The following is a 20,481-nucleotide window of genomic DNA, read 5'->3' as shown; positions in this document are numbered from 1 at the left end:
GTTTAAGTATTACGAATAAATGTATTTTTGAGCCATGTTAAAAGTAGTGCATTTAAACACTTATGACGGTAATGGCGGAGCGGGCAGGGCATGCATGCGCCTTAACCGGGCATTAATAAGCCAAAATATAGATTCTAAAATTATTGTGCATTATAAATTTGGTAATAATGCCGAAATCAAAACTTTTAACCGTGGTATCATCCAAAAATCGTACACAGCAGCAACTATTATTTTTGAACGGATACTGGCCAAAAGGTTGTTAAAACCCGATAGCCGTACACCCTTTTCCTTTACCTGGTTTGGGCGCTCGGTTATTAAACACCCCGATGTTAAGGCTGCCGATATCATTCACCTGCACTGGATAAACCATGGTTTTTTGGATCCTAAGCATATTGCCGAAATTAAAAAATTGGGCAAACCCGTGGTATGGACTTTTCATGATAGCAACGCTTTTACCGGCGGCTGCCACGTGCGTTATACCTGCACCAACTATCAGCAGGAATGTGGCAACTGCCCGCTGCTCATTAATCCCGGCGATGATGACATTTCACACCGCATCTGGCAGCAAAAAAACAAGGCATACCAACAGCTTGATTTTGAAGTGGTAGCCCCGAGCACCTGGATGCAGGGATCGGTACAGGCCAGCAGCCTGATGAAGGGTAAAGCCATCAGCCAGATTCCCAACACACTCGAAACGGATATTTTTAAGCCTATTGATAAAACGAAAGCCAAAAAGCAAGCAGGCCTGCCAACCAATAAATTTATTTTTTTGAGCGGATTTATGCCCTCGCGCAAAGATCTGCACAAAGGCACCCAATACCTGCTGGAAAGTATGGAGCTGCTTAAACAGCGTTTAGGTGTGGATGCTGATAAAATCGAACTGGTTGTATTCGGCAACCGCGGTACCGAAACTGTGCCCGATTTTCCATTTAAAACCAGTTTTTTAGGTACTATTAATAACGATGAAAAGCTGGCCCTCCATTATGCCGCGGCCGATGCTTTTTTGATACCATCACTGGAGGATAATCTTCCTTACACCGTGATGGAAAGTTTAAGTTGCGGTACCCCGGTTATCGCTTTTACAACAGGAGGTATCCCCAATATGGTGCAGCATGAGCATAACGGCTACCTGGCCGCTTACCGCTCATCCGAAAGTTTTGCCGATGGTATGGAGTGGATTATCAAACATCCCGAAAAAGAAAAACTGAACCAACAGGCAAGGCAAACCATTATGGAGCGTTTTTCGGAAGAGGTGATTGCCAAACAGCATATTGAAGTTTATAACCGATTACTAAACAAGGGAGGTGCTCATGTTTAACCCCCGTTTAAGCGTGATTACTATTGTGTACAATAACGTGCGCGATATTGAACGCACTATGCTTTCGGTACTTAACCAAACTTACACCAATATTGAGTATGTTGTTGTAGATGGTTTATCCAACGATGGTACTTTTCAGATTATTGAAAAATATAAAGATCGCATCGCCAAACTCATCAGCGAAAAAGATGAAGGCATTTACGATGCCATGAACAAAGGTTTGGCTTTAGCCACCGGCGATTATGTGATCTTCATGAATTCGGGCGATGAGTTTTATGACAGCGAAACCGTAGCCGCTGTTTTTGCCTCGGCAGATGATGCCGATATTTACTACGGCGAAACAGAAATGATAGCCGACGATGGTACCAGCTTAGGCCAGCGCCGCCATAAAGCCCCGGCAAAGTTTACCTGGCGTGGTTTTAAATATGGGATGAGTATCAGTCACCAGGCTATCTATATGAAGCGTTTGTTAGTCGAGCCTTATGACAGGAGGTACGCACTCAGTTCAGATATCGACTGGATTATCCGCGCAGCTAAAAAAGCTAAAAAGATAGTTAACGTAAACCGCTACGTAGCCAAATACCTGGTAGGGGGGATGTCGAAGAAAAAGCACCGCCAGAGTTTGATGGAACGCTTTGATATTATGAAGCGGAACTACGGGTTATTGCCTACTGTTTTCAATCATTTTGTTATCGCCTTTAATTTGGGTTGGTATTGGTTAAAGAATAGAAGGACGAATGATTAACCGAAACTATTATAAAAAATGTCATTTCGATAGAGCCGGGGAGGGAAAGAGCGCCGGAGCGAAAGAGAAATCTTGTACGCCCGACTAAACCACTATGCATGCTTTAAAGCAGGACGTATAAGATTTCTCCTCACGCTACACTCAAATCCCTCCCACTCTTCGTCGAAATGACAATTGGTTTTTAGTCAACTGAATTGTTGGATATAAAAAAAGCGATGAGCCTAAACCCATCGCTTTTCCTTTTTAATATATAAAGCTTAAGCTTTTTTAGCCGCCGGCTTTGCCGCCGGAGTTTTCTTTTTGTTTTCGGTATAAGCTGCGCCGCCTAATGCAAGCACCAGCAGTATCGAACCGGCTAACGAGATATTTTCGCCGGTGTAGTAGGAAGCCGGGTGGAAAATGAACTCAATTTTGTGGTTACCTACCGGAATCTGCGCGGCACGTAGCAGGTAATCGGCACGGAAGTACGGTTTCTCTACACCATCAATCAGCATTTTCCAGCCTTTGTTGTAGTATACTTCTGAAAATACCGCTACCTGCGCCGAGGTTGATCCGCTTTGGTAGATCATATGATCGGGCGAATAGCTTGTTAACTCGATTTTACCGTTCGGATCGGTACCGGCAAATTGTTTCTCGTCAATAACGTTTTTGTATTGCTTATCAACTATAGCCTCATCTTTTGGCGAGAAGCTGCTGATTGCTTGCATCTCCTGGTCGGCGTTGTCGGCATATTTAATGCTTTTTACAAACCACGCATGGCCGCAGGCGGTTTGGTTTACCTGCATGCCCAGGTTTTGGGTTTTAGGATCGGCCGAGATCACATATTTTACGTTCATCATATCCAGCACATCCTGGTTAACAGCTTTGCTTAGTTGGTTATCTACCAGTTCTTCCCAGCGTTTTAACCTTGCGGCCGAGTATCCGCCGAAAGATTTATAAAAGAACGGTGTAAAACCATCGCCCTTAGGTGATTGGGTAACGTCAAATACGCGGAAGTCCGGATCTTTATCCTTCATGATGAACTGGTCAACCTCGCGCGGCTCGGGTGCCTGGTTACTTTGTTTTGGCGTAAAGCTGTCGGTGTTCAGGTAACGCTTGTCAATCATCCAAAAGTCAACCAAAACCAGGGCTAAAATACCTAAGGACAGCATGGTAGGGTTGATCTTCTTTTTAAGGAATGCCCAGCCTAATCCAAACGCTATGGCTATAAAGATAAGCGAACGTACTGCATCGGCCTGTGCTACCGATTCTCTGTCGGCCCTTAAGCCGCTGGTGATGGCTTGGCCATCGGCTTTAAGTGCCTGGCTTATCTGACTGATAACGCCGGCAGTTTGTTCGCTAACACTGAATGATAACAGCAACGAAGGAACTACAGCTACAATAAGTGTGATACCACCGGTAATATAAAAAGCGATCTTTAGTTTTTTAAACAAACTTTCCTTGTCTTCGCTTATAATCGCCTCGTTAACGGCCAATACAGCAAGGATAGGGAAACAGAAGCCTGCAACCGCCAGTATCGATTCAACCGCGCGGAACTTATTGTAAAGCGGAAAGTAGTTGAAAAATAAATCGGAAAGGTAAGGCCAGTTGCGGCCGAAAGATAACAGCATGGTTAAAACAACCGCGCCAAGCAACCACCATTTAATACGGTTTTTAACAATCATTAAACCCCATACAAACAGCAAACAAATTACAGCGCCGAAATAAAACGGACCTTCGGTAAATGGCTTGTTACCCCAGTAAAGCGGCAGGTACCTTGCCGAAATTTCCGTAACCTGGTTAGGGTCGGCACCGCTGGCACCAAGGGCTTTAATTACATGCGAATCCGGATCGACAGAACCCTGTGCGCCGCCGCCGTAAGCGTTCGGGATGAGGAAGGTGATACATTCGCCTACGCCCTGGCTCCATTCGTAAGCGTAATCTTTAGCAAGGCCGTTATTGGGCTCTGAAGTTTGTCGGGTAAGGTTTGATTTACCTCGGATGGTTTCGTTGCCATAATCGGCAGTGCTCCACAAAATAGAGGCGTTTACTGCTACAGCTAACAAAACCGCAGCTGCAATGTATCCAACAGATTTTATAAATGTGTTTAATGTTTTGTTTTTGATGGCATGATACAGTTCGATACCCAGCATAATTAATAAAGCCAGCATCAGGTAATAGGTCATCTGTACGTGGTTGGCCCTGATTTCCATCGCCAGAAACAAGGCGGTAACCGAAAAGCCTAATAAGTGCCTGCCGCGCAGGGTTAAGATAATGCCGGCCAATATGGGCCCGAAAAAGGCGATTGCGAAGGCCTGGTTGGAGTGCCCCGCCACCAGCAGGATGATATTATATGTTGAAAAAGTGAACGCCACCGCGCCGGCAGCTGCCAGCCATGGGTTAACTTTTAATACAATAAATAAAAAGTAAGTACCCAGTAAAAACAGTAATACCGTGCCTACGGGTGCCGGAAAAGTTAGGTTAATAGCATTAACAATATGGCTGGTTAAGTTTGCCTTATAAGGTGCCCAAACCTGGTAGGTAGGCATACCCCCGTAAATCTGGTTGGTCCAGAGGATGGTGGTATCTTTGGCTTTGTAGTCGTTAATTTCTTTTTGGGTTGATTGCGCCCTTGTAACGTCGTTTTGCCCTAAAGTTTTACCCTGAAAAGCCGGGGTTAAATAGATAAAGCAGATCACTAAAAAAATTGCAGCTATGGCAAAGTGTATGCCGTTACGCTTGAACCAGTTATTCATTTAAATTTTTTGAAATGGATAATATATTCCCCAAAAATAGAAAATACAATGAGAATAGGAATTATAAGTTTTGTTAAGGAATGTTAGCAGTGCTGCGCGTAACGCAAAACAAAATACAGACCAAGCATTACCACAAGGCTCAGTACATAGGCTATAATCTGGGGCTTCTCGTACTCTTCGCGGTATTTGCGGATGGTGAAGTAGTTATAAACGGCCAACACAGCCAATACCACCCAAAAAAAGTTTTTAATCCCGGCGCACGACGTAAGCATTTGGGTAGCCAGGCCAAATACTATAAAGTTGGTAATAATAAGGGTTACCGAAGCGGGCGTATTGTTGTGATTATGCCGCCTGTTAAATACCGGGTTGGTGTTCATATTTGCTGATAGGTTTATTTTACTTCTTCATAATCAACAAACTCGCCTTCACTATCGGGCACGCTGCCTTTTTTAGGTTGCGGTACATGATCAATCCGGAGTTTACCATCCGGTTTAGGGCCCTGGCTATAGTTTTGCTGTTGTTGTTGGTATTGTTGTTGTGCCTTGTTCACCAAACCTTCAAACAAAACCGGCAGCAGATGACGCACTAAACTGCGAATGATGTAAAGGATACAAATGGATATGAGGAGAAAACGAATAAGAATCATGCTGTCATATTTTAAAGCTTACAAATATAAGTATATAACGAATATTTTGTTTGATTATGATTTTGAGTGTAGATGTGCGGATTTTTGATGTGCAAATGTGCAGATGATTGAAAAATCAAGGTTCAAATCATCTGCACATCTGAAATCTGCACATCAAAAAATCTAAAATTTCTCCTCCATAGTCTTCTCCAAAGCAAACATCTCATCACGTAACTTGGCGGCCAGTAGGAAATCCATATTCTTGGCGGCGGCAAGCATTTCTTTTTTGGTGTTTTCTATCGATTTTTTCAGGTCGGCCTTGGTCATGTATTGTACAATTGGATCGGCGGCGAGGGTAACGGTATCCATTTCAACGTAAGCCTGCTGTACGCCGCCTTTAAAATCAACCACCGATGTTTGCTCCATAATTTCCTCGCGCGATTTGCCTACTGTGAGCGGCGTAATGCCATGTTCGGTGTTATAAGCAATCTGAATTTCGCGGCGCCGGTTGGTTTCGTCCATCGTTATCTGCATCGAATCGGTAATAGTATCGGCATACATAATTACCCGGCCACGATCATTACGGGCCGCGCGACCAATAGTCTGGATCAGCGAACGCTCCGACCTCAGGAAACCTTCCTTATCGGCATCCAAAATTGCAACCAACGAAACTTCGGGTAAATCCAAACCCTCACGCAACAGGTTGATACCAATTAACACATCAAACTCGCCAAGGCGCAAGCCTCGCAAGATCTCCACACGTTGCAGGGTTTTAACTTCCGAGTGGATATAGCGGCACTTAATGCCCAGCCTGTCCATGTATTTGGCCAGTTCTTCGGCCATGCGTTTGGTGAGGGTGGTTACCAGTACCCGATCGCCTTGTTTAATGGTTTTGTCAACCTCTTCAAGCAAATCATCCACCTGGTTTATTACCGGGCGCACATCAATAACCGGATCGAGCAAACCTGTCGGCCTGATCACTTGCTCAACCACCACACCACCCGATTTTTCCAATTCAAAATCGCCGGGAGTGGCGCTCACATAAATGGTTTGCGGTGCCAGGTTTTCAAACTCCTGGAAATTGAGCGGGCGGTTATCCAGCGCGGCAGGCAACCTGAAACCATAATCAACCAGCGAAATTTTGCGCGAACGGTCGCCTCCATACATCGCCCTGATCTGCGGTACGGTTACGTGGCTTTCGTCAATCACCATCAGGTAATCCTGGGGGAAATAATCCAACAAACAGAATGGTCGCGCGCCGGGCTTACGGCCGTCAAAAAAGCGGGAGTAGTTCTCAATTCCCGAGCAGTAGCCCAGCTCGCGGATCATCTCCAGGTCGTAATTAACCCTTTCTTCCAGTCGCTTGGCTTCTAAAAACCGGCCGTCATCAATAAATTGTTTTTTGCGGGTTTCCAGCTCTTCCTGTATGGCCCAGATGGATTGCAGGAAACGCTCGCGCGGGGCCACATACAGGTTGGCGGGGTAAACCACCATGTGTGTCATTTTTTCGAGGGTTTTGCCGGTGCCGATGTCAAAAGTGCTGAGCTCTTCAATATCATCGCCAAAAAAAGAAATGCGATAGGCATAATCCAGGTAGGCCGGGAAAATATCCACCGTATCTCCTTTTACCCTGAAAGTACCGCGCTTAAAATCGGCCGTGGTACGGGCATATAAAATCTCAACCAATCTATGTAAAAAAGCATTGCGGCTGATGCGCGTCCCTACAGCAAACTTGAAAACGGAATCGGCAAAATCGTCCGGGTTACCCATACCGTAAATGCAGGATATGGATGATACCACGATCACATCCCGCCTGCCCGACATGAGTGACGAGGTAGTGCGGAGACGCAGTTTTTCAATTTCCTCATTTATCTGCAGGTCTTTTTCAATGTAAGTATTGGTAGTAGGGATAAATGCCTCGGGCTGATAGTAATCGTAATACGATACAAAGTAGTTTACCGCATTCTCGGGGAAAAACTGCTTAAACTCGCCATAAAGCTGCGCCGCAAGTGTTTTGTTGTGGCTTAATATCAATGTAGGCTTTTGCGTTTGCTCAATAATATTGGCAACCGTAAAAGTTTTTCCCGATCCGGTAACGCCCAACAGGGTTTGATACGGATCGCCGTTGTTTACACCTTCAACCAGCTGGCGGATAGCCTCGGGCTGATCGCCGGTGGGTTTATATTGTGATGTTAATTTAAAATCCATGTTGTTATGTAAAAATACAAATTATCTGCCAATAGGGTTTGTTGGGCAAAATAAGTACATGGTAATGACAACTGTATGTCAGTATTGTTGTGCCCTTATTTCAGGTTGAAGTAAAACAGGGCGAAGAACGCTTTACGTTCTTAAATTATATTTCGGTTTTTATCCGTTGGGCGCGGTCAAAAAAGCTTTGCTGTTTTATTTTCTCTTCGGCTTCGGTAATGGCTTTCATCAGGTTGTTTTGCGTATCGGTAAGTTCGGCTGCAGCAGCCTTCATAATTCCCCAAACGGGTTTCATGCGCTCAATAAGTTCCTGCCCCTTTGTGGTTAGCATGATCAGGCGCTTACGCTCGTCGGTCTTATCTTTTTTTGACCGGATCAGCTTTTCCTTCTCCAGTTCTTTTAGCAGGCTTATGGTTGATGGGTGGGTGTAACCAATCTCGGCGGCAATTTCAACAACGCTTAAAACCGGCTTAAAATGCAGCGTATAAATAACCGGGAACCATTTGGGTTCAAACTCAATATTGTTGGCCTTGTATATCAGTACGCCATCCTTGCGCAACTGCTCGGCAAGGCGCTGAAGCCTTGTCGAAATTGCCAAAATTCCCGATTCATCAATAACATTCATTATGCCGCTTTTAGTTGCTCAAATGTAGTTCATAAAAAATATTATCTGCCGGCATTAACGGGAATGATTGCGGCAAATGCTGTTTTTCAATTCGCGTAAAACCATTTTTTTCGTAAAAACGATGGGCTGCTTTCAATACTTCAACCGTACCTAAGTAAATAGCATTGATATTATTTTGCCGGCAGTAATCAATTAGGTTATCGAGCAATAACTGCGCAATGCCCAGCTCCTTGCCACGATACTCTTTACGTACAAACATTTTGCGTAGTGCTCCTGCATTATCGCTTATGCCAATAAGTGCGATAGTACCCACAAGCTGTTTGTTGTATGTTGCTCCCCAAAAATTGCCGCCGGTTTGGTGATAATTTGTTTCGATATCCAGCAAATCAGGCTGGCCTTCGAGGGTAACGGGTACATTAAACTCAATTTGCTGAATGGGTAAAATTATATCGATGATCTGGTTGCAATAGCTGTTATTGAGCTCGGTTATTACGGGTAACGTATTCATGTTTCAATATTTATGTACAAATCTACGTAGTTAACTACATATATTCCAAATCCTGTTTTCGTGGCAATAACAGTATGACATTTAATCAACAAATAGTGATGCTATTGCTTAAAAAACATTTAATTTTAAACATGATTTTCGTTCTCAATAAAACCGATACCATAGCCAACCAGTTTTTGGCCGAGCTGCGCGATGCCGTTATACAGCAGGATAAGGCGCGTTTTAAGCGCAACCAGGAAAAACTGGGTGGTATACTGGCTTACGAGTTAAGCAAAACACTACAATACGAAACCAAAGAAATTGCTACTCCACTGGGCACGGCAAGCATTAATATGCCTGCCGATGAGCCGGTAATAGGCGTTGTTTTAAGGGCAGGGCTGCCGTTTCACCAGGGGTTTTTGAACTTTTTCGACAGGTCATCCTCTGCTTTCATCACCGCTTACCGCAAGGTGAAACGCAATGCCAGCTTCGTTATCCAGGTTGATCATATCTCCAGCCCCAATCTTGATGATCAGGTTTTTATTTTGTGCGACACCATGCTGGCCACCGGGCAAAGCGTTGTACAGGTTTGTAAAGAACTGATGGCGCAATACAATATCAAAGAGCTGCACGTGGCCGCCGTTATTGCCAGTACCGAAGGTGTAGCCCACGTACGCGCCAATCTGCCTAAAGCGAAACTTTGGATTTGTGCTGTTGATGATGAGATGACCAGTAAGGCGTATATAGTGCCCGGCTTGGGTGATGCGGGGGATCTGGCTTTTGGGGAGAAGGCGTGAGGGAGATTTCGGATTTCGGATGTTCGATTTCGGATTTATGTGATTGAGAATTTTTAATTTTGGACTTCAGTTTTTAAATCAGTAAATAAAAATCCGAAATCGAACATCCGAAATCGAACATCCGAAATAAAAAATGTCAAAATCCGAAATCGAACATCCGAAATCCGAAATAAAATATAAACACATCTTCTTCGATCTCGACCATACCATCTGGGATTTTGATAAAAATGCCGAGGAGGCACTGCACGAACTTTACCTGATCCATCAGCTTAAAGAGATTGGCTTACATTCGGCCGAGTTATTTATCGAAACTTATACCCGCAATAATCACCGCCTTTGGGCACAATACCATATAGGCGAGATAACTAAAGATGAACTTCGCGATGCCCGCTTTAAATCAACCTTTACAGACCTTGGCCTGCACCCTGATCTGGTTCCGCTTGATTTTGAGGACGCCTACGTGCAACTTTGCCCTACCAAAACCAACCTTTTCCCACACGCGCACGAAACGCTGGAGTACCTGCAATCCAAATATACGCTGCACCTCATCTCCAACGGTTTTAAAGATTCAACCCGTACAAAAATTGCCGGTTCTGATCTGGCTAAATATTTTCAGCACATCATCATTTCTGAAGATGTGGGTGTTAATAAACCCGATAAAGCCATATTTCAGCATGCGCTTGATCTGGCCGGGGCTTTAAAGGAGGAGAGTGTGATGATAGGGGATAGCATTGAGGCGGATATCCGCGGGGCTTTGAATTTTGGTATGGATGCTATTTATTTTAATCCTTTTAATGCCGATAAGCCTGAAGATGTGCCGGTGCAGATAACTCATTTAAAAGAGTTGACCGTAATGTTATAAAAGAATATCATAATAGCCGTTTTTAAATATAAATACTCTTATCGGCATAGCCATCGGATCATTTACGTCATCAGTGGTATAAAAGCCAATGCCATATTTGTACGACGTTATCTCGGCGTAAGAAATAACAACATCCAAATCTAAATCGGTAAATAATTGTATAAGTTTATTGAAGGGCGTTTTTAGGAGATTAATGTCATGAAAAAAAATATCGCCCTCAAAAAAATCAAAAGCATTTACCCCGTCGTTTTTGTCGTAAAAAACAGTTAGGCCAAGATCAATAAAATAGTCATAACGTTCCGAAATCTTTCCAAAGCTTTTTACGCCGGCTTCAAAACGCACATTGAGTTTTTTCCTGATGGTTTGTCTGCTATCACTAAACAATAATTCACCAACCGATTTATATGGTTCGATACGCATAAAACTAATATAGCTATATCGTGCGTTATAGCAAATGCGTAAAAGCGTTAACTTTACTTTATATGAACATCGCCAAAGAACGAAAAGCCATCGATGCTGCCCTCGACGAATACCGCCGCTGGTTAGATCTGATCCCCGACGAACAGTTTGATATAACCCCGGCCGACGGCAGCTGGAGCTACGCCGAGGTTTACAGCCATATTATGCAGGCAACCCTGGGCTCATCTATAGCATTGGAGCGTTGTACACACGGCAATTGCGAACCAAACAAAAAAGGCTTGACTTTGGCCGGTCGTTTTGTAATGTTTTTTGGCGCTTTGCCGCCGGCGAAAGTTAAAGTACCCGCCGAAGTGAATGCTAAGGTAGCTGTAAACAAGATCAGTAAGGAAGATGCCAAAAACCTCATTATCAAATGCCGCCGCCGGATGGATACCACAATGCCGCTTATCAAGGCATCGCTTCCCATCAATAAATACAAACACCCCCGTTTGGGAATGCTTAACGCCAGGCAATGGTTTAAGTTTATCAGGGTGCATTTGCAGCATCATTTAAACCAGTTGGAGCGTATCGAAAATAAATTTACAAAGGCAAAGTAACCTTTTATATTTAATGAAGTCTTAACAGTAGCATAATGTTATATTTCAGACCTTTGTAAAAATCTTTGTAATGAATTTTGAGTACGCATATCTGTTAGTTATCGGGCTTTTAATCCTGGTAGGCTGCTTTTACGCAAGCCCGTATGAGTTGACCGTTAACGAAGATGAGGACGACGAGTAATCGGCGTTGTTTTAATTTAAATATGTTGTTTTCCGGCATAACCTGCCGGCCTGTAAAATAGCCCCTCATAATTAATGGCAAAACGCGAAGTTGATATTGCTGTAATATCCGATGTACACCTTGGTACCTACGGTTGTCACGCAAAAGAACTGCTTAAGTATTTAAAAAGCATTAAACCCAAAATTCTGATCCTTAACGGCGATATCATCGATATCTGGCAATTCAGTAAATCATACTGGCCCGAAGAACATACCAAGGTGCTCCGCCGCATCCTCAAATTTGTTACCGATGGCGTACCGGTGTATTATTTAACCGGCAACCACGATGAAATGCTGCGCAAGTTTACCGATTTTAATATGGGCACCTTCCAGCTGCTTGATAAGCTGGTGCTGGAGGTTGACGGCAAACGCGCCTGGATTTTTCATGGCGATGTGTTTGACGTTACCATGCAGTACTCCAAATGGCTGGCCAAATTAGGCGCCGTTGGTTATGATACGCTGATTTGGATAAACAGCGTAGTTAATTGGGTGCTTACTGCCATGGGCAGACAAAAGATGAGTTTTTCGCAAAAAGTGAAAGCCCGTTTTAAAGAAGCCGTGAAATTCATTAACCAGTTTGAACAAACCGCGGCCGACCTGGCTGTGGATAAGCAATACGCCTACGTAATTTGCGGCCACATCCATCATGCCGAAATCAGGGAGATCACCTCAACCCAAAATACAGGCTCGGTAATGTACCTTAACTCGGGCGATTGGGTGGAGAGCCTCAGCGCGCTTGAATACAACGATGGCTACTGGACGATATTTAAATATCATCCCGACGATTTTAATACCGATGTTGATGAGGATGATAAAACCGATTCGGAAGATTTGAATGCCATGCTGGATGTGAAAAATTTATTGGAGCGTTTTAAACAGGATCCTGATTAATTACTTCCCGGTAACATTTTCTTTGCTAAATTAAGCCCTTGAATTTTTTGAGTTGGTAGCGGCCCTTTGTTTTTATGCCGATACGCTCATGCATCACCTTTTTTTGAACTATATTTTTAATGAAGATACTGTTTGGCATCCAGGGAACAGGTAACGGACACATTAGCCGGGCACGCGAAATTGTCCCCCTGCTGCAGCAATACGGCGAGGTTGATTTGCTGGTAAGCGGTACCGAAGCCGAAGTTTCCTTATCGCAACCGCTTAAATACCGCTTTCATGGCGTAAGTTTTGTATTTGGCACCAATGGCGGTGTTGATAACTGGGCTACCTGGAAAATTATGAACCTGCGCCAGTTTCAGCGCGATTTACGCAGCCTGCCCCTAAAGCAGTACGATCTGATCATCAACGATTTTGAGCCAGTTAGCGCCTGGGCCTGTAAGCTGCGGGGCATACCATCGGTTTCATTAAGTCACCAATGCTCTTTTGTATCGCCCAATACACCACGGCCAGAAAAAAAGGATCCTTTTGCACAATGGCTGCTCAAAAATTATTCGCCAACTACCTACCACGTAGGTTTTCATTTTGAACGTTACGACAGCTTTATCAATACCCCAGTTATCCGCAGCGAAATAAGGCACATGGAAACCAGCAACACGGGCCATTATACCGTTTACCTGCCGGCTTATGATGATAAAACGCTGTTAAAATATTTAAGCACTGCTAAAGATGTTAAATGGCAGGTGTTTTCAAAACGGCAAAAACAGGCCTATCAATCAGGCAATGTCGAGATCTTCCCGGTAAATAACGAGGCATTTAATAAAAGTCTGGCCAGTTGCGAGGGCCTGCTTACCGGCGGCGGTTTTGAAGGCCCGGCCGAAGCGCTTTTTCTGCAAAAAAAGGTAATGATGATCCCCATGAAAGGCCAGTACGAACAACAATGCAATGCGCTCTCGGCCTCAAAGCTGGGTGTACCGGTTGTAAAAGAGATTGATGAACAATTCCCTGCTCATCTTAACAACTGGATTAATGATGATAAAAAGATCATTGTCGATTTTCCGGATGAGACCGCGCAGATAGTGGATAGGATGGTGAAGCAGTACGCTAAGATTGTCTGAATCAGAATTTACAGAATTTTAGAATTTTCAGAATTAATGGATTTGCTATTCTGTTAATTCTAAAATTCTGTAAATTCTGATTCAGACGATGTTTACTATTCTGTAAATTCTGATTCAGACAATTTTTTCTGCTAATTTTACAGCCGCTTGTTATGATCAATCTTTTCAGAAATTATACGCCTTTAAATATATTTTGGCTGGCTGTTTTGCTGTTCGCTTTGCGTATAGGCTACCTGGTGCAGGTGCCCGAAAAGCTGGAATTTTTATTTGTTGAGCCCTTTGCACGCCTGTTGGTACCGGTACAATATGAATACGCCTTTTCGCCGGCGCTTAATGTGGTGTTGGCTGCTGTGCTGGTATTTGCACAGGCATTACTCATTAATTCGTTAATAAATCATCACAACCTGCTGGGCAAGCCCACTTTTTTACCGGCGCTGATGTACGTGACCCTTTCGGGTTTGTTTACGCCGTTTTTAACGCTGAGTGCTCCGCTTATCTGTAATTTTTTGCTGATCTGGATGCTGTTTAAGCTCATCAATCTTTATAAAAGCGACGATGCCAAATCAACGGTTTATGATCTGGGTTTGATTGTAGCGGTTGGCTCGCTTATTTATTTCCCCTTCATCTACCTGTTTTTATCCATTTGGATAGCGCTCATCATTTTCAGGGCCTTTTACTGGCGCGAATGGCTGATAGCCGTGCTTGGCTATGCTACCGTGTTTTTCTTTTTGGCGGTTATTTATTATTTAAATGATATGCTGCCGCGCTTTACAGGCATCTGGCTGCCCCTTGGAAAAAAATTTCCCGATCATATCAGCATCACCTCGTACACCTACCTGTTGCTGATCCCGGTTATCATTATTTTGGTGCTTTGCTTTTTTAAGCTGCAGCAAAATTTCTTTAAAAGTTATATCCAAACCCGTAAAACTTTCCAGTTGCTGTTTTTTATTTTCCTGATAACGGCCCTTTCATTTTACCTCAACCCCGAATTCAGGCTGAGTCATTTTTTGTTGTGTACGATACCGGCAGCCGTGTTTTTTGCCTATTATTTTTTGTACGCAAGCAGGCGCTGGTTTTACGAAACGTTGTATTTGCTGTTGTTTATCAGCATCATTTACTTCCAGTTTAACAAATTTTAACTTTTAAATTCGTCCTTATTTAGGCGGTTATGTTAGTTTTGTAACGTGAAACTATTTTTTATGTTAAGGTAGTTTCATTCCACTTTTTAAAAATAATTTCTGATGAAGTTTGGAGTAGTAATATTTCCCGGGTCTAATTGCGATGAGGATATCATCTATGTATTGGAAAAAGTAATGGGTCAGCAGGTTGTGCGGTTATGGCATAAAGACCATGATTTGCAAGGTGTTGACTTTGTTGTTTTACCCGGCGGATTTTCATTTGGCGATTACCTGCGTTCGGGTGCTATTTCCCGTTTTTCGCCTATTATGCAGGAAGTGATCCAGTTTGCGGCCAAAGGCGGCTATGTAATGGGCATATGCAATGGTTTCCAGATTCTTACCGAAGCAGGTTTATTGCCGGGCGCATTGCTGCATAACACCAACCGCAAATTTATTTGCCGCAATATCTACTTAAAGCCTCAAACGTCACAATCATTGCTTACCGCCCAGCTTGATCCGCAGCAGCCGTTGCGTATTCCTATTGCACATGGCGAGGGTAATTATTTTGCCGATGCTGATGTTATTAAAGCGCTTAACGATAACGACCAGGTAATGTTCAGGTATTGCGATGAAGCAGGAAATATTACTGCCGATGCCAACCCTAACGGTTCGTTAGAAAATATTGCCGGTGTTACCAACCTAACCCGCAACGTATTCGGCCTGATGCCGCACCCTGAGCGTGCTGCCGATGGCCTGCTGGCTAACGAGGATGGTTTGGCAATTTTCGAGTCGATATTATCAATAGTTAAGGCGTAATGACCTGCCTGGTTATCGATATCGGTAACACCCTCATTAAAATAGCGGTTTTCGAAGAAAACCAATTACTTGAGGCTAACCAATACGAAGCCGTTGAGCCAGCTTTACTTGATGCCTTACTTGATAAATATAAGCCGGAAAGGGGCATTATATCATCGGTAAAAAAAGGCGGCGAAGCATGGCAAAGCAGTCTGGAATCAAAAATTCTGCTGGTGCATTTCAATACTGCAATGACAAGCGGAATAAAAAACCATTATTTAACCCCGCAAACACTTGGTCCCGACAGGCTGGCTGCTGTTATAGGCGCTGCCAATCTGTATCCCGGCCAAAACAGTTTGGTGATAACCGGCGGAACGGCCATTACTTACGATGGTGTTGACGAGGCCGGAAATTATTTCGGCGGCAGTATATCGCCGGGCTTAAATATGCGTTATAAGGCTTTAAATTATTACACCGCGGGTTTGCCGCTTATTGAGGCCGATGCCGATTTTAAAGCCGGGTACGGTAATGATACCACAACGGCCATACAATCGGGCATACAAAACGGAATAAAATATGAGCTTACAGGTTTTATTGAAAGCTATAAAACCGAGGGCCGGCAACTGAATATTATACTAAGCGGCGGAGACAGCAATTTTTTTGATACTCTATTGAAAAATAGCATCTTTGCGCCCTATATAAAAATTGAACCATATTTGGTTTTAAAAGGATTAAACGCAGCTATACAAAAGCATAATGATTAAATATACCCGGTTTTTTATAACTCTTTTATTGGCTGCTGCCGCTTTTTCGGCCCAGGCGCAATCAACGGCAACCTCAAGCTCACCATATTCACGCTACGGTATCGGCGATATCGATCCGCAATTGATGGGGCAAAATATTGGTATGGGGGGTATAAGCGTAGCTACCAACAGGATAGGCCTTTTTAACAATATCAATGTTGTAAACCCTGCATCGTACGGGGCTGTTAACTTAACCACTATTGATGTTGGGTTATATGGTAACTTTTTAAAATTATCTCAAACAGGGGCTGTAAGTCAAAAAAATAACAATTTCAGGCTTAATCACATAGCATTTGCTATCCCAACCTCAAAGCGCTCGGCTTTAAGCTTTGGTTTGTTACCATACAGCGAACGCGGTTATAATTATAAAAGATCGGTAAGTAAACTGGGTAACTCAGGTTCGCCGGCCGATACCAGTGTGGTTAATTATAACTACAGCGGGGATGGCAGCTTATCAAAAGCTTATTTAGGTTACGGCTTTGGTTTAGGCAAGCATTTATTATTGGGTGCAAACGTATCCTACATATTCGGTAACATTAAAGATCTTAAAACCACCGAAATCCCGGATCTTCCCGGTGCCATCAACACCAAAATTGAAACAAGCAATGCCATAGGCGGCTTAAATTATGATTACGGTGCACAATACTCTATCGATTTTTCGGATACTAAGCACCTTGTTTTGGGCTATTCAGGTTCGTTAGGTACACAACTCCATACGCAAAGCAGCTTTATCGTAAGCTCATATTTTAATGATGTTAACGGTAACCAGGATATAGCTGCCGATAGCGTTGTGAGCACAACCGGGCCAAAATCAAAACTTAAATTACCGCTTATCAACAGGTTTGGGATCTCATTTCAAAATGAAGGCAAGTTTTTGGTAGGTGCCGATTACTCGATGGGTAAATGGTCGCAGCTTTCAATTGCCGGCGAGCCGCAGGGTTTACAGGATAGCAAAACTTTTAATATAGGTGCTTCATACACCCCTAACATAGCAACCCTGCGCAACTACCTGGCTACGGTTGATTACCGCATAGGTGCCATATATGATCAAACCTATATGCGCGTTAATGGTACTACCATTAAAAGGTATGCCGGTACTTTTGGTGTAGGTTTACCTTTACGTTCAAACAATGGTACCAGCTTTTATAAAATTAACATAGCTGCCGAGATTGGCCAGCGCGGTAGTTTGGTTAACGGTTTGGTTAAAGAGAACTATGTAAACATACACCTTGGCTTTACCCTTAACGATAAGTGGTTCACCAAATATAAATTCGACTAACATTTTTTATGCCTAACCCTGCCGCACTTACACGGGCCTTTGGCCTGTTGCTGCTACCTTTAATAGCAGTGTTATCGGCATGCGAAAACGATCTGAAAAAAGTAAGAGAAATTTCAGCCAACCAGATTGATACTGTTGCGCAGAAAACCGTAGGGCTTGATTTGATTATGAGCGACAGTGCCCGGGTTGAAATTCATTTAACAGCCCCGCTGATGGTTGAATATCAAACCATTAAAAAACCTTATAAAATAATGCCCAAAGGCGTAAACATAGTTTACTTTGATAAGGAGACCGGGCAGCAATCTGGCAGTATCGTGGCCGATACCGGCATCCAGCGCGAGCAGGAAAAACTGATAGAATTTCATGGCCATGTGGTAGCCACCAATACCAAAAACGAAACCTTCAAATCGGCCGAGTTATTCTGGGATCAGGTAACCAAGCGTGTTTACTCCAAAAAGCCGGTGCAGGCCCTGCTTAGCGGCGGCAATGTAATGAACGGCGATAGCTTTGAAAGCGATGATAAGCTGTTAACCCCAACCTTTCAACAGGCCACCGGTATTATCCACGTAGATGAAAAAGCTACACAATAATGACTTTTTTTCAGGAAAATTTTGTGTTATAGAATTTTAGTAAAAATTGTATCTTGCGCCCTCTTTTAGAAGAATAGAATAATTATAAATGTAATATGGGTATAATGGGTTTTTTGCGCGAAAGAATGGGGAAGATCCTCGCATTCTTTATTGGTTTCGCGCTGCTTGCGTTTATTGTGAGCGAAGTTGTAAGATCGGGCGGTTCCTTTTTCAGGGACGATAGTAACGAGCTTGCCGTTGTAAATGGCGAAAAAGTGCCCTACGACAAATTTAATGCAAAGCTTGAACAGGCTTCGCAACAGTTTAAGCAGCAGGGTCAAAGCATGTCGCCGCAAATAACAAGTTATTTGCAGGAAACTACCTGGAACCAGGTTTTAAGCCAATTGCTGTTAACTAAAGAGATTGAAAAAGTTGGCCTTGTTGTTGGCGATGACGAGATGAACGTAATGATTGGTGATAACAATCCCGATCCGCAAATCGTTCGCCAGTTCTCTGATCCGCAAACCGGCCAGTTTGATCGTGCGCGTTACGATCAGTTTAAAGCTGCTATCCAATCGGGTAAAGCAGGTGCCGAGCCAACCAAAGCCTGGGGCGATTTTGTTATCGACCTGATTGAAGCAAAAAAAGCCACCAAATACGTAACCCTGGTTACCAACGGCCTGTATGTAAACTCGCTTGAGGCAACTGATGATTACGAAGCAAAAAACAAACTGGTTAAATTTAAATATACCATGCTTGATTACGCTTCAATCCCTGATGATAAAGTTACTTTAACTGATGGTGATTACAGCGCTTACTACGACGAGCATAAAAATCAGTTTAAAAACCCGCAGGATTCAAGAAACTTTGAATACGTGAGCTTTAATGCAGCCCCTTCAAAAGAAGATTCGGTTGCCGCAATGCAGCAGGTTGAAAAACTGGCTGCCGATTTTAAAGCATCAACCAACGATTCGCTTTTTGTGCAGATCAATGCCGAAACCAAGGCTCCGTTAGCATTTCAACGTAAAGGCACTCTTTCGCCTAAATTGGATACAACCATGTTTAACGCGGCTAAAGGCTTTGTGTATGGTCCGTACCTTGAAAATGGTAACTATAAAGTAGCTAAACTGGTTGATGTGAAAACCACTTTCGATTCGGTTAAAACTAAACATATCCTGATTGATCTGGCATCAACAGGCGGTAATGATGCAAAAGCTAAAGCCAAGGCCGATTCGATTAAAAAACTGATTGACGGCGGTAAATCATTTGCTGAACTGGCTACTACTTTTTCTGCTGATAAAGGCAGTGCTGCTAAAGGAGGCGATATCCCTTCGTTTGATGCTAATGGTGTTATGGGCGGCGGACAAGGTGCGTTAGTTCCGGAATACTATAACGCAGCATTCAAAGCAGCCAAAGGTTCAGTTATTGTTGCTAAATCGCAGTTTGGCTACCATGTTATAAAAATTGAAGATCAAAAAGGATCTGTAAAACTGGTTAAAGTTGGTGTAGTTGATAAACCATTAACTGCCAGCAGCAAAACCCAAACCATTGCATACAGCAACGGCCAAAAATTCCTGGCATCTTTAACTCCTGATAACTTTGAAGCTGAAGCTAAAAAAGAGGGCTTAAAACCACGCACCGCCGAAGACGTAACTGCTATTGCATCTGGTTTGCCAGGTTTAGATAATGCCCGTGAAATAGTTAGATGGGCTTATAAAGCCGAAGTAGGCGATATCAGCGATAAAGTATACCAGGTTGGCGATCAGTATATCGTAGCCCGCCTTACAGCTATCAAACCTAAAGGCATCCTGCCATTAGAGGCTATCAAGAAACAAATTGAGCCTGCTGTTCGTGCCGAGGTAAAAGCAAAGCAATTAAAAGCAAAATTTGACGCTGCTGCAGGCGGCTCTATCGAGCAAATTGCTCAAAAAGTAGGCGGCAAAGTTGTTCCGGTTGAAAACGTGGTATTTGCTAACCCGATTATCCCGGGCCTTTCGGCAGAGTATAAAGTTATCGGTTCTGTTTTTGGTTCGCCTGTCAGCAAAGTATCAAAACCTGTTGATGGTACCCAGGGCGTTTACGTGTTTGTTGTTGACGGTTTCACCAACCCGCCGGCAATTACAAACGTTATCAAACAGAAAGAACAAATAGCGCAAACCATGCTGCAGCGTTCGCAAAGCGTGTTGTTTGATGCATTAAAAGATAATGCTATTGTAAAAGATAACCGCGCTAAATTTTTCTAAATAAAATTTACAGTAAATTTGCATCCGGGAG

At 43.4% G+C, this 20,481-nt stretch carries 20 protein-coding genes; 13 read left to right on the top strand and 7 right to left on the bottom strand.

The genetic code is table 11. From position 1 onward, the window contains the following. The first annotated feature begins 34 nt into the window (after positions 1-34). Both HYN43_RS20370 and HYN43_RS20365 read left to right on the top strand, forming a co-directional pair. A complete protein-coding gene (locus tag HYN43_RS20370; protein ID WP_119411079.1) occupies positions 35-1,318 on the top strand; it encodes a glycosyltransferase family 4 protein in 1,284 nt (427 codons plus the stop codon). Next, a complete protein-coding gene (locus HYN43_RS20365; RefSeq protein ID WP_119411078.1) occupies positions 1,311-2,063 on the top strand; it encodes a glycosyltransferase family 2 protein in 753 nt (250 codons plus the stop codon). Before HYN43_RS20370 ends, HYN43_RS20365 begins: the two co-directional genes overlap by 8 nt. Before the next feature lie 257 nt (positions 2,064-2,320). Here HYN43_RS20365 and HYN43_RS20360 read toward each other — a convergent pair whose 3' ends face one another. From HYN43_RS20360 to HYN43_RS20335, 6 genes are all read right to left on the bottom strand, one after another. After that, on the bottom strand, positions 2,321-4,798 hold the full coding sequence (locus tag HYN43_RS20360) for a glycosyltransferase family protein (RefSeq protein ID WP_119411077.1): 2,478 nt from the start codon (positions 4,796-4,798) through the stop codon (positions 2,321-2,323). Between the two features lie 83 nt (positions 4,799-4,881). Beyond that, on the bottom strand, positions 4,882-5,175 hold the full coding sequence (locus tag HYN43_RS20355) for a hypothetical protein (protein ID WP_119411076.1): 294 nt from the start codon (positions 5,173-5,175) through the stop codon (positions 4,882-4,884). Positions 5,176-5,189: 14 nt separating this feature from the next. Then, complete coding sequence (locus HYN43_RS20350) at positions 5,190-5,444, bottom strand: DUF4834 family protein (RefSeq protein ID WP_119411075.1); 255 nt, start codon at positions 5,442-5,444, stop codon at positions 5,190-5,192. A 162-nt stretch (positions 5,445-5,606) separates the two neighbouring features. Beyond that, entirely contained in the window at positions 5,607-7,631 is a 2,025-nt protein-coding gene (gene uvrB / locus HYN43_RS20345) for an excinuclease ABC subunit UvrB (RefSeq protein ID WP_119411074.1), read from the bottom strand. Between the two features lie 145 nt (positions 7,632-7,776). Next, on the bottom strand, positions 7,777-8,256 hold the full coding sequence (locus HYN43_RS20340; protein ID WP_119411073.1) for a MarR family winged helix-turn-helix transcriptional regulator: 480 nt from the start codon (positions 8,254-8,256) through the stop codon (positions 7,777-7,779). 10 nt (positions 8,257-8,266) lie between these two features. Beyond that, positions 8,267-8,764 (bottom strand): GNAT family N-acetyltransferase, encoded by a 498-nt coding sequence (locus tag HYN43_RS20335; RefSeq protein WP_119411072.1) that lies wholly within the window; start codon positions 8,762-8,764, stop codon positions 8,267-8,269. Positions 8,765-8,895: 131 nt separating this feature from the next. On the opposite strand from HYN43_RS20335, the gene upp reads away from it, so the two are divergent. Together upp and HYN43_RS20325 are read left to right on the top strand one after the other, a co-directional pair. Further along, positions 8,896-9,540, top strand: a complete 645-nt coding sequence (gene upp, locus HYN43_RS20330) for a uracil phosphoribosyltransferase (protein WP_119411309.1) — start codon at positions 8,896-8,898, stop codon at positions 9,538-9,540. A gap of 133 nt (positions 9,541-9,673) precedes the next feature. Continuing rightward, positions 9,674-10,402, top strand: coding sequence for a YjjG family noncanonical pyrimidine nucleotidase (locus HYN43_RS20325; RefSeq protein ID WP_119411071.1), 729 nt, complete (start codon positions 9,674-9,676; stop codon positions 10,400-10,402). Here the strand turns inward: HYN43_RS20325 and HYN43_RS20320 are convergent. After that, complete coding sequence (locus tag HYN43_RS20320) at positions 10,397-10,822, bottom strand: hypothetical protein (protein ID WP_119411070.1); 426 nt, start codon at positions 10,820-10,822, stop codon at positions 10,397-10,399. The genes HYN43_RS20325 and HYN43_RS20320 overlap by 6 nt on opposite strands. Positions 10,823-10,884: 62 nt before the next feature. Between HYN43_RS20320 and HYN43_RS20315 the strand changes: the two genes are divergently transcribed. The 9 genes from HYN43_RS20315 (at position 10,885) to HYN43_RS20275 (ending at position 20,450) form a co-directional block, all read left to right on the top strand. Next, the gene (locus HYN43_RS20315) at positions 10,885-11,418 is read left to right on the top strand and encodes a DinB family protein (RefSeq protein WP_119411069.1); all 534 of its coding nucleotides are present in this window, start codon (positions 10,885-10,887) and stop codon (positions 11,416-11,418) included. A gap of 255 nt (positions 11,419-11,673) precedes the next feature. After that, on the top strand, positions 11,674-12,528 hold the full coding sequence (locus HYN43_RS20310) for a UDP-2,3-diacylglucosamine diphosphatase (protein ID WP_119411068.1): 855 nt from the start codon (positions 11,674-11,676) through the stop codon (positions 12,526-12,528). Positions 12,529-12,647: 119 nt separating this feature from the next. Beyond that, positions 12,648-13,643: a glycosyltransferase family protein gene (locus HYN43_RS20305; RefSeq protein WP_119411067.1), complete on the top strand. Its 996-nt coding sequence runs from the start codon at positions 12,648-12,650 to the stop codon at positions 13,641-13,643. 152 nt (positions 13,644-13,795) lie between these two features. Then, positions 13,796-14,782, top strand: coding sequence for a DUF6427 family protein (locus HYN43_RS20300; RefSeq protein WP_119411066.1), 987 nt, complete (start codon positions 13,796-13,798; stop codon positions 14,780-14,782). Positions 14,783-14,884: 102 nt separating this feature from the next. Then, a complete protein-coding gene (purQ, locus tag HYN43_RS20295; RefSeq protein WP_119411065.1) occupies positions 14,885-15,577 on the top strand; it encodes a phosphoribosylformylglycinamidine synthase subunit PurQ in 693 nt (230 codons plus the stop codon). Beyond that, positions 15,577-16,320: a type III pantothenate kinase gene (locus HYN43_RS20290; RefSeq protein ID WP_119411064.1), complete on the top strand. Its 744-nt coding sequence runs from the start codon at positions 15,577-15,579 to the stop codon at positions 16,318-16,320. Before purQ ends, HYN43_RS20290 begins: the two co-directional genes overlap by 1 nt. Continuing rightward, positions 16,313-17,638, top strand: coding sequence for a BamG family beta-barrel-assembly machinery protein (gene bamG, locus HYN43_RS20285; RefSeq protein ID WP_119411063.1), 1,326 nt, complete (start codon positions 16,313-16,315; stop codon positions 17,636-17,638). Before HYN43_RS20290 ends, bamG begins: the two co-directional genes overlap by 8 nt. An 8-nt stretch (positions 17,639-17,646) precedes the next feature. Next, a complete protein-coding gene (lptC, locus tag HYN43_RS20280) occupies positions 17,647-18,228 on the top strand; it encodes an LPS export ABC transporter periplasmic protein LptC (protein WP_119411062.1) in 582 nt (193 codons plus the stop codon). Positions 18,229-18,323: 95 nt separating this feature from the next. Next, the gene (locus HYN43_RS20275) at positions 18,324-20,450 is read left to right on the top strand and encodes a peptidylprolyl isomerase (protein ID WP_119411061.1); all 2,127 of its coding nucleotides are present in this window, start codon (positions 18,324-18,326) and stop codon (positions 20,448-20,450) included. Positions 20,451-20,481 lie beyond the last annotated feature (31 nt).

It is taken from the genome of Mucilaginibacter celer (genome assembly GCF_003576455.2).
Lineage (GTDB): Bacteria > Bacteroidota > Bacteroidia > Sphingobacteriales > Sphingobacteriaceae > Mucilaginibacter > Mucilaginibacter celer.
Note: the sequence above shows the minus strand (reverse complement) of the source record. Positions and strands in the feature narration are given on the sequence as shown.

What these genes read in the sequence shown, in the direction of transcription:
- HYN43_RS20370 (WP_119411079.1), top strand. Translation starts at nt 35, where the DNA reads ATGTTAAAAGTAGTGCATTTAAACACTTATGACGGTAATGGCGGAGCG.
- HYN43_RS20365 (WP_119411078.1), top strand. Translation starts at nt 1,311, where the DNA reads ATGTTTAACCCCCGTTTAAGCGTGATTACTATTGTGTACAATAACGTG.
- HYN43_RS20360 (WP_119411077.1), bottom strand. Translation starts at nt 4,798, where the DNA reads ATGAATAACTGGTTCAAGCGTAACGGCATACACTTTGCCATAGCTGCA.
- HYN43_RS20355 (WP_119411076.1), bottom strand. Translation starts at nt 5,175, where the DNA reads ATGAACACCAACCCGGTATTTAACAGGCGGCATAATCACAACAATACG.
- HYN43_RS20350 (WP_119411075.1), bottom strand. Translation starts at nt 5,444, where the DNA reads ATGATTCTTATTCGTTTTCTCCTCATATCCATTTGTATCCTTTACATC.
- uvrB (WP_119411074.1), bottom strand. Translation starts at nt 7,631, where the DNA reads ATGGATTTTAAATTAACATCACAATATAAACCCACCGGCGATCAGCCC.
- HYN43_RS20340 (WP_119411073.1), bottom strand. Translation starts at nt 8,256, where the DNA reads ATGAATGTTATTGATGAATCGGGAATTTTGGCAATTTCGACAAGGCTT.
- HYN43_RS20335 (WP_119411072.1), bottom strand. Translation starts at nt 8,764, where the DNA reads ATGAATACGTTACCCGTAATAACCGAGCTCAATAACAGCTATTGCAAC.
- upp (WP_119411309.1), top strand. Translation starts at nt 8,896, where the DNA reads ATGATTTTCGTTCTCAATAAAACCGATACCATAGCCAACCAGTTTTTG.
- HYN43_RS20325 (WP_119411071.1), top strand. Translation starts at nt 9,674, where the DNA reads ATGTCAAAATCCGAAATCGAACATCCGAAATCCGAAATAAAATATAAA.
- HYN43_RS20320 (WP_119411070.1), bottom strand. Translation starts at nt 10,822, where the DNA reads ATGCGTATCGAACCATATAAATCGGTTGGTGAATTATTGTTTAGTGAT.
- HYN43_RS20315 (WP_119411069.1), top strand. Translation starts at nt 10,885, where the DNA reads ATGAACATCGCCAAAGAACGAAAAGCCATCGATGCTGCCCTCGACGAA.
- HYN43_RS20310 (WP_119411068.1), top strand. Translation starts at nt 11,674, where the DNA reads ATGGCAAAACGCGAAGTTGATATTGCTGTAATATCCGATGTACACCTT.
- HYN43_RS20305 (WP_119411067.1), top strand. Translation starts at nt 12,648, where the DNA reads ATGAAGATACTGTTTGGCATCCAGGGAACAGGTAACGGACACATTAGC.
- HYN43_RS20300 (WP_119411066.1), top strand. Translation starts at nt 13,796, where the DNA reads ATGATCAATCTTTTCAGAAATTATACGCCTTTAAATATATTTTGGCTG.
- purQ (WP_119411065.1), top strand. Translation starts at nt 14,885, where the DNA reads ATGAAGTTTGGAGTAGTAATATTTCCCGGGTCTAATTGCGATGAGGAT.
- HYN43_RS20290 (WP_119411064.1), top strand. Translation starts at nt 15,577, where the DNA reads ATGACCTGCCTGGTTATCGATATCGGTAACACCCTCATTAAAATAGCG.
- bamG (WP_119411063.1), top strand. Translation starts at nt 16,313, where the DNA reads ATGATTAAATATACCCGGTTTTTTATAACTCTTTTATTGGCTGCTGCC.
- lptC (WP_119411062.1), top strand. Translation starts at nt 17,647, where the DNA reads ATGCCTAACCCTGCCGCACTTACACGGGCCTTTGGCCTGTTGCTGCTA.
- HYN43_RS20275 (WP_119411061.1), top strand. Translation starts at nt 18,324, where the DNA reads ATGGGTATAATGGGTTTTTTGCGCGAAAGAATGGGGAAGATCCTCGCA.